The sequence below is a fragment of the Halalkalibacillus halophilus DSM 18494 genome (assembly GCF_000423105.1).
GTDB classification, from domain to species: domain Bacteria; phylum Bacillota; class Bacilli; order Bacillales; family Alkalibacillaceae; genus Halalkalibacillus; species Halalkalibacillus halophilus.
This window is the reverse complement of the sequence record NZ_KE383978.1, coordinates 302,510-316,266: the sequence shown is the minus strand read 5'-3', so window position 1 is coordinate 316,266 and position 13,757 is coordinate 302,510. Positions and strand designations below refer to the sequence as shown.

Sequence of the window (13,757 nt, the reverse complement as noted above, 5' to 3'; positions counted from 1 at the left end):
CGCCACTGCCGAATGCGAAGTATAAGATTGTGATCAGTATGCCAAATCCAAGATAGATTGCACATCCGAGGCGGAGCTTTTTTTGATTATCCATGTCGCGAGCCTCCTTCTAGAGATAGTTTACTATTGAACCAATGAAGTGTCGATAGTTGTCTGACTTAAAATACCACACTCAGAACTATATTCTTATTTATCAAACCATACGAATTTGATATAGTAGGGGTAATGTTGAAATATGTTGTAAAAGCCCGATGTGAGCATTTTCAATACATACCAAAATTAGCTAAAGGGGTACATAATTATGTTGAGGAGTAAGTACATATTAATTGGAATCATGTTGATTTCCTTGATTCTTTTCGTTGCTTGTAATGATTCGGAGGAGCCTGCAAGTGAGGAACCTGCTCAAGAGGAGAATGAGGATTCCGAGGAAAATGAGAGTGACGAAACGGAGTCGGATCGTGAGGAAGAGGAGGAATCGGAGGAGAACGATTCTACTGATGAAAATGAGGAAGCTTCGACGGAGGAGGAAGACCAAGACGAGCCGGTATTAAGTTATGAAGAGGATTTGCTAGATCAGTCTAGCATTACGGCGCTTGTAAATAAGCAGTACAGTTTAGATGAGGATTATGTGCCTGAGGATCTTGTGACAATTGATGTTCCGAATGTGCTTGAAAATCCTGAAATTAATCAGTTACGGGAAGAAGCGAATGATGCTCTAACGGAAATGTTTGCTGATGCGGAAGAGTCAGGGATTATCCTTTATGCGAGGTCGGGTTATCGTTCTTATCATACGCAGGAACAGTTATTTACTAACTCTGTAGAAGCTAACGGAGAGGAACATGCGATGCAATATAGTGCGCAGCCTGGTCATAGTGAGCATCAAACGGGGCTTGCGATGGATGTGACGAGTGAGAGTGTGAATTATCAGCTTACTGCGGACTTTGGTGAAACGGAAGAAGGAACTTGGGTACGAGAGAATGCACATGAATTTGGGTACATCATCCGTTATACGGAGGGTGATCAAGATATTACCGGGTATAATTATGAGCCTTGGCATCTACGTTATTTAGGAGAGGAGATTGCCACCCTCGTCTACGAAAGTGGGTTAACGTACGAAGAATTTTTAATCGAGGAGGGCATTGATATTGAGGTCGCGGAATAGAAGAAGAAAGTCAAATCAACTTAAGATCCCTTTAATCATCATTGCCTCGCTCTTAGCGGTAATTGCTATATTGTTCTTTGTTCAAACGGATTATTTAAATGAGGAAAACGAGACGACTGATCCTGCTCCATCCGAGTCAGAGGAACCTTCTGATGATCCAGATGAGGAGGATGCTTCTGAGGAAGAACCGGAAGACAATAAGGATTCAGAGGAAGAAGAGTCACCGGAATCAAATGAGGAACCTTCTGAAGAGGAAGATGAAAGTGTACGGATTACCGCGGTTGGAGATATCATGGTTCACGATACGCAACTTGAAAGTGCCTATGATTCGGAATCAGACTCGTATGATTTCCAGCCTTTCTTTGAAGATATAAGACCTTATATGCAAGATGCCGATTTAGCGATTGCTAATTTGGAAACAACACTTGCAGGTCCTTCGATCGACTATGTTGGGTATCCATTTTTCAATTCTCCTGATGAGATTGTCGACGCGCTTGATTATGCTGGTTTTGATACATTAATTACTTCTAATAATCATAGTTTGGATACTGGTAGAGATGGATTGATCCGAACGCATGAAGTGATTCAGGAGAAAGGATTAGAACCAATTGGCACGTATCCTTCTGAACCGAGCACACGTGTTGCGATTAAAAATGTAGAGGGAATTGATATTGCTATCTTGTCTTATACCGAAATGGTGAATCAGGTGGAAACGCAGTACAGTAATGAAGAGCTAAATACGATGCTTAACCTGATTGATGAGCAACAAATTTTATCCGATATTGAAGAAGCGAAAGAATATGAACCTGATTTAATTCTTGCTTATATGCACTGGGGAACGGAGTATGAACGCGAACCGAAAGAACTTCAAACTCGAGTTGCTGAAATGATGGCTCAAGAAGGTGTGGATGTTATTTTAGGAAGCCATCCGCATGTCATCCAGCGATCGGATTTTATTGAGGGGGACGAACAGGAAACATTTGTAGCGTACTCTATGGGTAACTTTGTTTCGAACCAGCGTGTAGAGACGCTCGGTGATGAATATCAACCAACGGAAGATGGCGTCATCGTCAATCTGGATGTTGTGAAAGATGAAGAAACCGGAGATACTTCCATTGAAGAAGTTGAGTATGTTCCTACGTGGGTTTATAGATTCCAAGAAGATGGAGAAAATCGCTATCGCTACCGGGTGCTTCCTATTGAGGATCACCTAGAAGATGATGATTTACCAGAAGATATTCAAGAAAGACTGGAAGAATCGTATCAAGAGACACGCTCACGAATGGATGAATAACATTAAAATTTTCCATATAAAGACGTCCTGGCGCAAACTAAATTGCACCAGGACGTTTTTTTATCTATTTATGCTTTTGCTTTTCGTTTCTTTTTTCGATTAATAAATTTGTAGCTTAAGTCATCAAACAGGGTGTAGACAACTGGAATGAGTAACAGGGTAAAGATCATCGATACGAGTAGTCCGAAGATGATTACGACTGCTAATGGTTGTTGTGCTTCTCCACCTTCGCCTAGTCCCATGGATAATGGGATCATTCCGAGCATCGTTGTTAAGGATGTCATTAAAATTGGGCGAAGACGTGTTGCTCCTGCTTCCATGATCGCTTCAAATCGTTCTGCGCCTTTTCTGCGAAGGATGTTAATGTAGTCAACGAGCACAATAGCATTGTTGACCACGATCCCGGCGAGCATGATAATCCCGATAAAGGCTGGGATACTAAATGGCAAGCCAGTCACGAATAGACCTAAGATTACTCCGACGATCGTAGCTGGTAAGCTGAACATGATAACAAATGGGTGCAGGAAGTTTTCAAACTGCACGGCCATGACAGCATAGACTAGGAAAATCGAGAATAATAACGCGATTGCTAAGTCTTCAAATGCTTCTGCCATGTCCTCTGCTTCGCCACCCATCGACCATTCGTAACCGTCTGGCATATCGACTGACGCGAGTGCAGATTCAATGTCTCCACTTACACTACCTAGATCACGCCCGACAATTTCACTCGTTACTGTAACGGTTCGCTGTTGATTTTGACGCGTTAACGTTACTGGTCCTTCGACTTGAACTAGTTCAGCAACATCCGTTAAGGCAACTGTGTCTCCTTGTTGAGACATGATTTTCAAGTTTTCAATATCTTCGATTGTGGAACGTTCGTCTTCTGGAAGTTGAATGCGGACATCCAATTCCTCACCACTTGATCTAAATTGAGTAGCGACTTGACCGACTAGCTGCATTTGCAGTTGTCCCATGATGGTTTCATACGTTAAACCGTACTCACTAGCGACATCTCGATCGACGACAATTTCCATCTCTGGACGTCCATCTTCTGCAGAGGTGCTTGGGTTATAGACACCGTCTACGTTTTCGATGATATCTCTAAATTGTTCTGCAATTTCATTTAACGAATCATTGTCTGAACCTGTTATCTCGATCTGGATTGGGTCGCCTGCACTAATATTTGCACCCATTGCGCGGACCACGATTTCTGCCCCAGCAATGTCTTGGACGCGTTCATCCCAATCTTCCATTACTTGTTCTGTTGTTCGCTCTCGTTCACTACTTGGAACGAGTTGGATCATAAAGTTCCCGGTGTTCGCTGTGCCTCCGAAATCGAAGCCACCTCCACCGCCGACAGAAACATAATTTGATTCGACAATATCGTCATCTTCTTCAATTGCTTCATTAATTTGTTCTGCAATATTTGAAGTAGCATCCAAATTCGTTCCGGATGGTGTTTCTAGTGTTATTTCAATTTGTCCTTGGTCCGCTTCTGGTATAAATGCTGCACCAAGCTGTGGCACTAAGAATAAACTTCCGACAATGATCGCGAGTACTCCGAGAATCGTCGTTTTTCTAAATTTAAGCACGCGACGTAACACTACATGATATCCAGAGATTACTTTGTTTAAGAAGCGATCAAACCAATAGCGACGGCCCTTGTCTTGCACTGCTTTCGTCAGTAATTTGGATGAAAGCATCGGTACTAAGGTGACCGAGGCAAGTAAGGATGCGATTAAAGCAAACATAACCGTTAAGGCGAGCGGCGTGAAAATTTCTGATGCAATGCCATCTACGAACACGATTGGTAAGAAAACTACCAAGGTTGTTGTCGTAGAGGCAATGACGGCTGGTGCAATCTCTGACGCACCTCGCCGGGCCGCTTCTTTAATCGAATATCCCCGCTCCCTGTAGGTGACGATGTGCTCCAGTATGACAATTGAGGAGTCGACCATCATCCCGATTCCGAGCGCGAGTCCACCCATGGTCAGCAAGTTGACCGTTTCTCCAGTAAAGTACATTAAGGTAAACGCAGTAATGACAGCGATTGGAATCGATAATCCGATAACCAATGTCGCACGAATACTTTTTAGAAATAAAAGAAGTACAAGTACGGCAAACGCTCCACCAATTAAGATATTTTGAACGACTGAGTCAATCGACATTCGAATGAATTCTGACGTATCGAATACGGTTTGAATTTCAACCGCTTCTGGTAAATCTCCGCGCACATCATCCATTGCTCCGAATATTTCATCTGCAACCGCAACGGTATTCGCGTCGGTTTGTTTTAACACACTCATGACGACCGCTTCTTGGCCATTTACGAGTGCTAAGTTGTTAGAATCCACTGTTTCACGTTCAACGGTCGCAACGTCTTCTAAACGAATGAATTCATCGGTTGGTGTTTGAATCAATGTCGAGCGGATCTCTTCGATTGATTCATATTCCCCCGGGACACGAAGCTGTAATTCCTGCGTCCCTCGTTCGATCACACCAACCGAACTGGACTGATTGGCACTACTAATCCCCTGCATCAGTTGTTGCGAGGTGAGTCCGTATTGATTGAGTCGATCTTGATCAAGCTCAACCGTCACTTCTTCTGAGGTGCCACCTTCAATCTGAATCGAACCAACCCCTGCTTGACGTTCAAACATTGGAACGATTTCTTCCTCAGCTAAATTTTGTAGATCAGACTGGTTATCGCCTGTTAAACCTACCCACATCACTGGTAGTTGCTGTGGGTCAAAACGTAAAACACTAGGACTCTGTGCCCCGCTTGGAAGGGCCGCAGACACTTGGTCAATCGACTCTCGCACATTTAATAAGGCATTATCTAAATTCGTCCCGGTGGAGAACATCATAATAACTAATGAGCTTCCTGGCTGGGACTGCGTTTGAACCATTTCTACACCTTCAATGGTACTGACCGACTGTTCGATCGGCCGTGAAACGAGTTCTTCCACTTCTTGCGGTGCTGCTCCGTCATAATTCGTAGCAACAACTGCAATTGGTAAATCTATATCTGGATACAAATCGACCGATAAACTACGAAAGGAAATGAAGCCCATTGCTAAAATAGCAAGGACAATCATCACTACGCCAACCGGACGTTTGATGGATGTGTTTACTATACGCATATATTACTCCTCCTCCATAACTCGAACCGGTTGACCATCAGACATTGTTAATTGCCCGCGAATCACGATTGGATCTCCTTCAGACAGTTCCTCGTCTCCTGCGAAAGTGATTGCACTTTCTTCAGACTGCATGGAAACGACTTCAATTTCAACGCGAACTGCTTCTCCCTCTACAACAGTGAAGATTGCTCGCTCTGTACCACGCTCAACAATGGCTTCTGTTGGCACGATAAACGCATCCGCCTCCACTACTTCTTCTAAATAAACTTGAGCAGTAACGCCAACAGGAATTGTTTCATCTTGTTGTTCGATTTCTGCTTCGATATCGAACAAGCCATTCTCCCCAGCTGACCCTGCCACATAGGTAATGATCGCTTCTGTTTCTGTATCTAATTGAGAGATCGTGACAAGAACCTCGTCGTCGACACTCATTTTCTCACGGTCCGTTGCACTTACAGAAAAACTAACTTCCAGTGGATCATCACTTACAATAATCGCCGCTGGTTCTTCATTTGTAATTGCGCGGCCTTCGTTCATATTTAACTGTTGAATCATGCCGTTCATATCCGCTTCAAGCTCATAAGTCCCAGCTTGTGGAGAAGAAATTTCAGCTAATACATCGCCTTCTTCCACGCGGTCCCCTTGTTCTACATTTAGTAAATCTACTTCACCTGGAGCTTCTGCGATTACCGGCATCTCATCACTTGGCATTGTACGTGCTCGGAAAGATTTCTCGGTTGTGAAGTCACGAACCTCTAACTCTGTAACTTCAACAGGAGCTTCCGTTTCTTGTGTTTCTTCGTCTTCTGATTCTCCGTCATCATTGCAAGCCGCAAGTAGTGTCATTGCTGCGATTAATAATATGATCATCCACTTTTTCATAGTGCCCATCCCTTCGCTTCAAGCTTTTTTTGTAAGGTTTCTAAATCTTTTTTTAACTCATAATGTATATTCAAAGACTGCAGCAACGAGCTAATAATAATTGCTTGTGGCTCCTCTTTTTGCAGTTCTATTTCTAAAATCCGAATCGTTTCTAACGTTTTTTCCTGATCTCGTGTAATGTTACTAAGCGTCTTTTGGCGCATCCTTCCAAGTAACAACTCTTCTTCTTGTAAAAATTCTGGTACATGCTTAATAGTCGGTTCCAATTCTTTTGTTATCATGTTTTGAGCTAAGAGCTCGATCCTTCCGACTAAAAATTTCGGTAAATACTCGATATTGATTGAATCTTCATCGGCAATGATCCAGTTAGAATAACTATGAAGCATCCCGTCAAACATAACAGCCATATCTAACAAATACGGTTCAATTGCTTGCCCATACATTGCCTGTAAATTGGAGCGAACCCACTCATAATTTTGTTGTTTCATTTCCACTAAGAAGGATTCCATGTCTTTACTTAATGGCACCTGTTCATTCATTAACATTTTAATCAATGGTTTGTTTTCTAAAATAAATTTCAGAAAAACGTCCAATTGTTTCTCTAAAGAATCATGCGCAGAATCCGACTTGCCTGCTGCTTCCAACATTTTCGATTCGATTTCAGCGTAATAATAATCATAGATGGAACGAATCAATTCGTCTTTGGATGAAAAATAATTATAAAAAGACCCTTTTGCTACATTTGATCGATCTACAATTTGTTGCACAGACGTTACATGAAAACCTCGTTCTGCAAACAACTCAATACTCGCTTGGATAATTAACTTTTTCTTTTCTTGCACGTTTTGTCACCTTCTCTTCCGCTAACTAGAATGACCAGTCAGTCACATTTTATTTTACGGAAAGATTTAAACGATTACAATGCTTTTGACCTATGTTCACAAGATGTTCATAAAAAGGAAAAGAGCCGGCGATTGCCGACTCCAGGACTATTTCATTTTGAGAATTTCTATTTATTTAATAACGCGTATATGTAGCCTGCGAAATGTATTTGTCTTTGCATTGTTAGAAGAGACACTTGAAGCTTTACTTTATGACCGTTTGTAAAAATAACTACCGTAACCGTCTCATCGAAAGAAGTTGATACTACCTTATCAATATATTTAAAAGAGAGCCAAGCACAATCATAATCCTTCTCTGCTTTTGTAGGAATAAAAACGATATCCTTCTGATCAATTGGAATAGGTAATTTTCTTTGTTTATTCGTAACAAACTTCATTGCTTTCCTTCTACCATCCATCGTTGTAAATCCTCTCATTAGGCAAGAGTAATTCACAATATCAATCGGCTTTTGTTCACTGTAAATAACCTGATCACGCTCGGTAATTTTACTTTGATGAACATTATTTTCATAACACGGTTCAATAATTAAAGTATCCTCATTTATTATATAGTTTTCTAAAGTTTTCATTATATTTTCTCCTTTTATCATTTTGATTATAGAAATTTATAGTCAAAATGAAATAGTCCTTTCCTCTAATTTATTTTACAACATATTCTAATAAATGACAAATACTTCTTATAACTTTATTTATATTTTACAATTTTCCCTATAAAAATTTAATACTTTTTGGTAACTGTCGATATGATTAGTAAGGAATGCGAGGTGTTATCATGGATGTAGCTGCAGCTTCAATCGCCATGCACCAAGTCTCTGCGAAACAGCAGTTTGGTGTAGGGCTAGCAGGAAAAATGAAAGATCAGATGGAGCAACAAGGAGAAGCATTCGAGAAATTATTGGACACGACAGGCGTCAGTGCGACTGACCCATCCCGCGGCCAATCCATCGATCTCAAAGCCTAATCGAGAACGGTAATAGCTTTCGAGCTGTTGCCGTTTTCTGTTGTTGTGGTTAGGGTTGAAGTGTTTTTGCGAGGGCTGATATATTCGGGTGAGGGCTGATATTTCCGAATGAGCGCTGATATATGTTTGCGACGGCTAAAATACAAATTGATATTAGAAAAGATCCTAAGCAATCTTGCTTGGGATCTTTTCTATATCGAATATTACATTCCTTCTTCATTTTCCTCTTCGTCTAGCTCGTCTTGCATTGGATCATCTTCTGATTGATTCTGATCATCATTTTCTTCATCTTGTTCCATAGCTGGATCATCCTCATTCGGTTCTTCTAATCCAGGATCTTCTTCTGGTGTGTCGTCTGTTGCACAACCAATAAGTAAACCGAAACTTAAACTAATTACTAAAAATAACTTCAACCACTGCATTTTCACTCGAATAACCTCCTTTTCCACAATATAGTCGTAGTATGACCAATGTGACGGGATGTTATGAATGATAGTTAGTCACTTGTTATAAAACTTGCTCAATAGCTGCTGAAATTCATCAAAGTTTTACTAGCGAAAATTTTATCCAACTTCGTGAAACATATTCAATTAAATTTCTTTTTATCAACTTAGCATGAACTTATCCAACTTAATTCCTCTTTATCCAACTTGGCATGAACTTATCCAACTTAATTTCTCTTTATCCAACTTAGCGTGAACTTATCCAACTTAACCTTTTTATCAGACATACCAGCGACTTATCAGACTTAATTCCTTTTTATCAGACATACCAGCGACTTATCAGACTTAATTCCTTTTTATCAGACTTACCAGCGACTTATCAGACTTTGCAGCAACTTATCCGCCTTATCATCGTTATCCAGCCAAAGACGTTCCGATCACTTCACGCAGCGAAAGCCGATATTTCCGGCTGAGCTGTCTTTTGTATTGCCTGTGCGTGCGGCGACTCGATAGCGGTTGCAGTAGGAGTCATGGCATAAATAAGATCCGCCTCGCATGGTTTTGACTTCTGCATTATCTTCCTTAAATGAGTCAGCACTCCACTCCCAAACGTTTCCGACCATTTGATCTAGGCCATAGCCGTTCTCAGGAAATGCTCCGACTGGGCTTGTGGAAAAGTAACCGTCTTCCATCGTGTTTTCGGTTGGAAACTTTCCTTGCCAAATATTACACATGTATCTTCCTTCTAACAAAAATTCATCGCCCCATGGGTAGCGCTTCTGCTCCAGGCCACCTCTTGCGGCATATTCCCACTCCGCTTCTGTTGGTAATCGCTGACCCGACCAGTTACAATAAGCAATCGCATCATTCCAAGAAACATGCACGACTGGATGATCGGGTCTATCTTTTACGTCAGACGCTGGTCCTTCTGGGTGTTTCCAATCAGCACCTTCTACAACAATCCACCAGGGAGTTTGTTGCACACGTTCTTTTGCGGCGTATTTATTCGCATCGTTTATGAGAAGGTGGAACACAAAGGACCAGCCGAATTGTTCTGCGTCTGTTACATAGCCAGTTGCTTCTACAAATTTCTTGAAAGATTCGTTGGTGACCACCGTTTGATCGATCTCAAATGAATCTACTGCAACTGTTCTAACAGGAGCCTCTCCGTCATGAGGATTGATATCAGGTGCATCCGAACCCATTAAAAATTCTCCCCCGTTAATGGAGACGGAAGGAATAATAGAGTTTCCTTCAATCTGTTTCACTTGAGTGGGAATATTTAATTTTACCCCTCTACTCGGAGCGCAGCATGATTTTTCTTTCATTTTTATTCTCCTATGTACTAAAACAGGGATGTAGTATACACCCCCGCCTTGTTACTTATTTGATTCGAAACCGTCCGTTATCTGTTTCCATTCCTCGGCTTCATAACCTGGTACTCGGCCTTTCAGAAGTGGATCATCTGATTCTTCCATCCACTGTTTCACTTTATTACGCAAATCTAATTTTATATCGGAAAATTCCGGGTTATCGATTATATTAACCAGTTCATGTGGATCACGATATAAATCATATAATTCTTCTGAAACATTTGGCTTGTAGAAAGCTTCCCGTACCGCTTCTCCCGTCAGGCTTATATGAAGATCATACGGCATATACACTTTCGGGCCGTGTTCAAAGTTACGAATATATTTATATTGTTTCGTTCGTATTCCCCGCATAGGGTGGTATTTATCATGCCAACTCATTTCGGCAAAGAAGTGATCTCTTCCTTCTTCCGTTTTTCCTTCGATTAATGGAAGAAAGCTTTTTCCATCTAAATCAACTGGTGTGTTGGCATTCACCACATCTAAAAGCGTCGGCATGAGGTCGACGTTACATAATAAGGCTTCCGATTTAAATCCTTGGTCGTACATCCCACTTGGGAATTTCATGATAAAAGCTGTTTCTAAGCCGGAATCGTAGAGTGTTCCTTTTGCGCGTGGAAAAGCAATGCCATGATCAGTTGTAAAAATCACAATAGTATTGTCATCAAAGCCGTGCTTCATAAGCGACTTCTTAATCTTACCAACAGCATCATCCATATCCATCGCTGATCGGTAAAATTCCGCAAAATCCCTTCTTACTTCTTTTGTGTCTGGAAGGTAGTCTGGCACAACAACTTCATCTAGATCGACAGGTTCGTATTGATCAAATGGCCGGTGCGTTTCTTCAAATCCAAGTGAAAGATAGAAAGGGCGTTCATTTTCTCTTTCAGCTAAAAACGTATCGAAGGAACCGGCAACACCGTCCGCCCAGTTACCTTCCACTTGTTCGTAATACTCATATCCTAATCGTTCTGGTGAAAATTCCCCTTCGATCGATTCATGATATAACCCGATCAAACCAGTTTGATACCCTGCTTCTTTCAGTTTCGAAGGTAGTGTGTTTATGTCCCCGTGAAGGGAATGGCCCATATGTGCTAGCCCAGTCATGCCGTTATTATGACCGTATTTTCCAGTTAAAATACTGGCGCGACTTGGACTGCATTGTGGTTGGGAGCAGAAGTAATTTTCAAATTGGATCCCAGAAGATGCAAGGTCGTCAATCTCTGGTGTCTGAACATTTCTTCCATAAGTCCCTAGATATCGACCTGAGTCATGCGAGATCATCATTACAATATTCGGTTTCGACATCACGTGCACCCCTCTTTATATATCTTTTTTAACTTCTTGGCCTGCTTCTAATGAAACTGCTTCTCCATGATGGTAAATAGTCAGCGCGTCGCCTTCCACAAGCTCGTACGTCATCGTTGTGTCAGCTAAATGCAACTTTAATAAGCGGTCGTGGAAACGTATTGGGAACGTCAGGTGCTTCCACTTTTCCACTTTTGTCGGCGTAAAGTGCAGCCCCGTTTCTTTGATTCGTAATCCTGCAAAGCCATAGACCATCGCAAGCCACGTACCACCCATGTTCGCCATATGCAGGCCATCTTTTGTATTCTTGTGCAAATTATCAATGTCTAATCTTGCTGTTTCATTAAAATAATTATACGCCTTCTCTTCTTTTCCAAGCTTCGCAGCCATGATACTAAATACACAATAAGAAAGCGAAGAATCATGGGTCGTCACCTTTTCATAATAATCATACGAACGACGTATGATGTCGTTATCTGCGTATTGTTCGATTAAAAAGTGCGATAAGACCGTGTCCGCTTGCTTACTGACTTGGTAACGATAAAGTGTCAACGGATGGTAATTCAATAGCAAAGGAAAGTGATCTTTAGGTGTATTCTCTAAATCCCACACTTCTTTATTTAAGAAAGAATCATCTTGCGCATGGATCCCTTTCTCTTCATCATATGGTAAATACATATGGTCAGCCGCTTCTTTCCAAGTATCGACTTCTTCTTCTGTTACGTCCAATCGGCTTGACACTTCGTCTGTCTCCAGTTGCCCGTAAATTTTACATGCCCACTCTAAGTTATATTTGGCCATCGAGTTTGTGTAATAATTATTGTTTATAATACATGTATACTCATCGGGGCCCGTCACGTTATTAATCAGGAATTTGCCGTCTTTCATAAACCCAGTAGCAGCCCATAATCTAGCCGTTTCAAATAGCACTTCCGCTAAATAGATCTGCTTAAATTGCTCATCCCCAGTTACTAAATAATACTGGATAAAGCTATAGGCAATATCTGCACTAATGTGATATTGTGCAGTACCAGCCGGGAAAAAGGCAGAGCTTTCTGGCCCGGTAATCGTTCGCCAAGGGAATAACGCCCCTTTTCGATGTCCCATTTCTTTCGCCCGCTCTCGAGCATCATCAAGGGTTGAGAAACGGTGCATTAAAAGTTTTTTAGCGATTTCAGGATTAGTCATCAAAAAGACTGGGAAGATATAAATTTCTGTATCCCAAAAGTAATGCCCTTCATACCCTTCGCCAGATAAACCTTTCGCAGCAATATTACTAACTGCATCTTTTCCAACCGATTGAAGCAGATGGTAAAGGTTAAAACGGATCCCTTCTTGTAAGGATGCATCGCCGTCAATTTCAACATCTGTCACTTTCCAAAATTCATCTAAATACGTTCGTTGTTGCGTTAACATATCTTCAAATGTCGAGATGTTTTGTTGAATCGACACGCCTCGTTCAAACAGCTGATCCTCGTGTCGCAATGTATCTGTATAGACATTATATTTCGTTAATTCAAATACACGCTCTCCATCTACTGTAAAGGTATCTACGATTCGGTGATCAATCGCTTCATGAGAAGCATCGACATCTGGAAGATTGACGTCATAGGCTGTTACACAGGCAACTTCAAGCTCCGACCGCTTTGCATGTGCCTTTACTTTTGTGTAGCCTTCTTCTTTCCAAGCCGTATTTCCATGAATCAGCTTCGCATGCCCGGAAGCAATACGTGGGTCGCCTTCTTCTGTATAATTGGTTACATCCCCATTTACTGTGGAAGTAACTTGGATCGTTTGAATGGGTGAAATGGGTTCTATTTTCACATGAATAGCGAAAAGTTCCTTGATCACAAACGAAACGAGCCGCCTGAAAGTGAGTCTCACTTCTTTCCCTTTCGGCGACCTCCAATGGACAATTCGTTCGGAGTACCCTTGATCCATATATAAATTACGATCAAAAGAAATGATATCTCCTTCAAATAACTGAAAACGTTCCCCGTCTATATGTATCTCTATTCCTTGGGCGTCAATGACGTTTACCAATTTTTGTTGGTCGTCAGGAAAGCCGTATAATTTCTCCCCGTATTGAATGGCCACATTTTCATGCAATGCATTAATGTAAGCACCATGAATCGTTTTATAATCTGAGCTATACCCTTCTTCAAAATTGCCACGTACCCCTAAGTAGCCATTTCCAAGAAACATCAAGCTTTCATTTACTAATAGCTGTTGTTGATCTAATGATGTGTTTGTTAACGTCCACGTCATGTACAGCCCTCCCATAACCTTTGA

11 protein-coding genes are annotated in these 13,757 nt (G+C 41.4%); 3 read left to right on the top strand and 8 right to left on the bottom strand.

The window, feature by feature from the left end; translation table 11 throughout:
* Positions 1-301 precede the first annotated feature (301 nt).
* Both G532_RS0113330 and G532_RS15380 read left to right on the top strand, forming a co-directional pair.
* Positions 302-1,162 (top strand): M15 family metallopeptidase, encoded by an 861-nt coding sequence (locus G532_RS0113330; protein WP_027965245.1) that lies wholly within the window; start codon positions 302-304, stop codon positions 1,160-1,162.
* Positions 1,146-2,456 carry a CapA family protein gene (locus tag G532_RS15380; protein WP_051189184.1) on the top strand — a complete coding sequence of 437 codons (1,311 nt, stop codon included), beginning with the start codon at positions 1,146-1,148 and terminating at the stop codon, positions 2,454-2,456. The genes G532_RS0113330 and G532_RS15380 overlap by 17 nt, the downstream gene beginning before the upstream one ends.
* Before the next feature lie 68 nt (positions 2,457-2,524).
* Here the strand turns inward: G532_RS15380 and G532_RS0113320 are convergent, their stop codons facing one another.
* The 4 genes from G532_RS0113320 to G532_RS0113305 all read right to left on the bottom strand — a co-directional run bounded on the left by G532_RS0113320 (position 2,525) and on the right by G532_RS0113305 (position 7,952).
* Positions 2,525-5,599: an efflux RND transporter permease subunit gene (locus G532_RS0113320; RefSeq protein ID WP_027965244.1), complete on the bottom strand. Its 3,075-nt coding sequence runs from the start codon at positions 5,597-5,599 to the stop codon at positions 2,525-2,527.
* A 3-nt stretch (positions 5,600-5,602) separates the two neighbouring features.
* On the bottom strand, positions 5,603-6,481 hold the full coding sequence (locus G532_RS0113315; RefSeq protein ID WP_027965243.1) for an efflux RND transporter periplasmic adaptor subunit: 879 nt from the start codon (positions 6,479-6,481) through the stop codon (positions 5,603-5,605).
* On the bottom strand, positions 6,478-7,323 hold the full coding sequence (locus G532_RS0113310) for a TetR/AcrR family transcriptional regulator (protein WP_027965242.1): 846 nt from the start codon (positions 7,321-7,323) through the stop codon (positions 6,478-6,480). The genes G532_RS0113315 and G532_RS0113310 overlap by 4 nt, the downstream gene beginning before the upstream one ends.
* 167 nt (positions 7,324-7,490) lie before the next feature.
* Positions 7,491-7,952, bottom strand: coding sequence for a competence protein ComK (locus G532_RS0113305; protein ID WP_027965241.1), 462 nt, complete (start codon positions 7,950-7,952; stop codon positions 7,491-7,493).
* A 188-nt stretch (positions 7,953-8,140) separates the two neighbouring features.
* Here G532_RS0113305 and G532_RS0113300 point away from each other — a divergent pair, with 188 nt between their 5' ends.
* Positions 8,141-8,344 carry a putative motility protein gene (locus tag G532_RS0113300; RefSeq protein ID WP_084500794.1) on the top strand — a complete coding sequence of 68 codons (204 nt, stop codon included), beginning with the start codon at positions 8,141-8,143 and terminating at the stop codon, positions 8,342-8,344.
* 203 nt (positions 8,345-8,547) lie between these two features.
* Here G532_RS0113300 and G532_RS0113295 read toward each other — a convergent pair whose 3' ends face one another.
* The 4 genes from G532_RS0113295 to G532_RS0113280 form a co-directional block, all read right to left on the bottom strand.
* The gene (locus G532_RS0113295; RefSeq protein WP_027965239.1) at positions 8,548-8,772 is read right to left on the bottom strand and encodes a PQQ-binding-like beta-propeller repeat protein; all 225 of its coding nucleotides are present in this window, start codon (positions 8,770-8,772) and stop codon (positions 8,548-8,550) included.
* Between the two features lie 452 nt (positions 8,773-9,224).
* On the bottom strand, positions 9,225-10,115 hold the full coding sequence (locus tag G532_RS0113290) for a formylglycine-generating enzyme family protein (RefSeq protein ID WP_027965238.1): 891 nt from the start codon (positions 10,113-10,115) through the stop codon (positions 9,225-9,227).
* Positions 10,116-10,166: 51 nt separating this feature from the next.
* Positions 10,167-11,465 carry a sulfatase family protein gene (locus tag G532_RS0113285; protein WP_027965237.1) on the bottom strand — a complete coding sequence of 433 codons (1,299 nt, stop codon included), beginning with the start codon at positions 11,463-11,465 and terminating at the stop codon, positions 10,167-10,169.
* Positions 11,466-11,480: 15 nt separating this feature from the next.
* Positions 11,481-13,733 (bottom strand): glycoside hydrolase family 65 protein, encoded by a 2,253-nt coding sequence (locus G532_RS0113280; RefSeq protein WP_027965236.1) that lies wholly within the window; start codon positions 13,731-13,733, stop codon positions 11,481-11,483.
* Between the last annotated feature and the right edge of the window lie 24 nt (positions 13,734-13,757).

What these genes read in the sequence shown, in the direction of transcription:
- G532_RS0113330 (WP_027965245.1), top strand. Translation starts at nt 302, where the DNA reads ATGTTGAGGAGTAAGTACATATTAATTGGAATCATGTTGATTTCCTTG.
- G532_RS0113320 (WP_027965244.1), bottom strand. Translation starts at nt 5,599, where the DNA reads ATGCGTATAGTAAACACATCCATCAAACGTCCGGTTGGCGTAGTGATG.
- G532_RS0113315 (WP_027965243.1), bottom strand. Translation starts at nt 6,481, where the DNA reads ATGAAAAAGTGGATGATCATATTATTAATCGCAGCAATGACACTACTT.
- G532_RS0113305 (WP_027965241.1), bottom strand. Translation starts at nt 7,952, where the DNA reads ATGAAAACTTTAGAAAACTATATAATAAATGAGGATACTTTAATTATT.
- G532_RS0113300 (WP_084500794.1), top strand. Translation starts at nt 8,141, where the DNA reads ATGCGAGGTGTTATCATGGATGTAGCTGCAGCTTCAATCGCCATGCAC.
- G532_RS0113290 (WP_027965238.1), bottom strand. Translation starts at nt 10,115, where the DNA reads ATGAAAGAAAAATCATGCTGCGCTCCGAGTAGAGGGGTAAAATTAAAT.
- G532_RS0113285 (WP_027965237.1), bottom strand. Translation starts at nt 11,465, where the DNA reads ATGTCGAAACCGAATATTGTAATGATGATCTCGCATGACTCAGGTCGA.
- G532_RS0113280 (WP_027965236.1), bottom strand. Translation starts at nt 13,733, where the DNA reads ATGACGTGGACGTTAACAAACACATCATTAGATCAACAACAGCTATTA.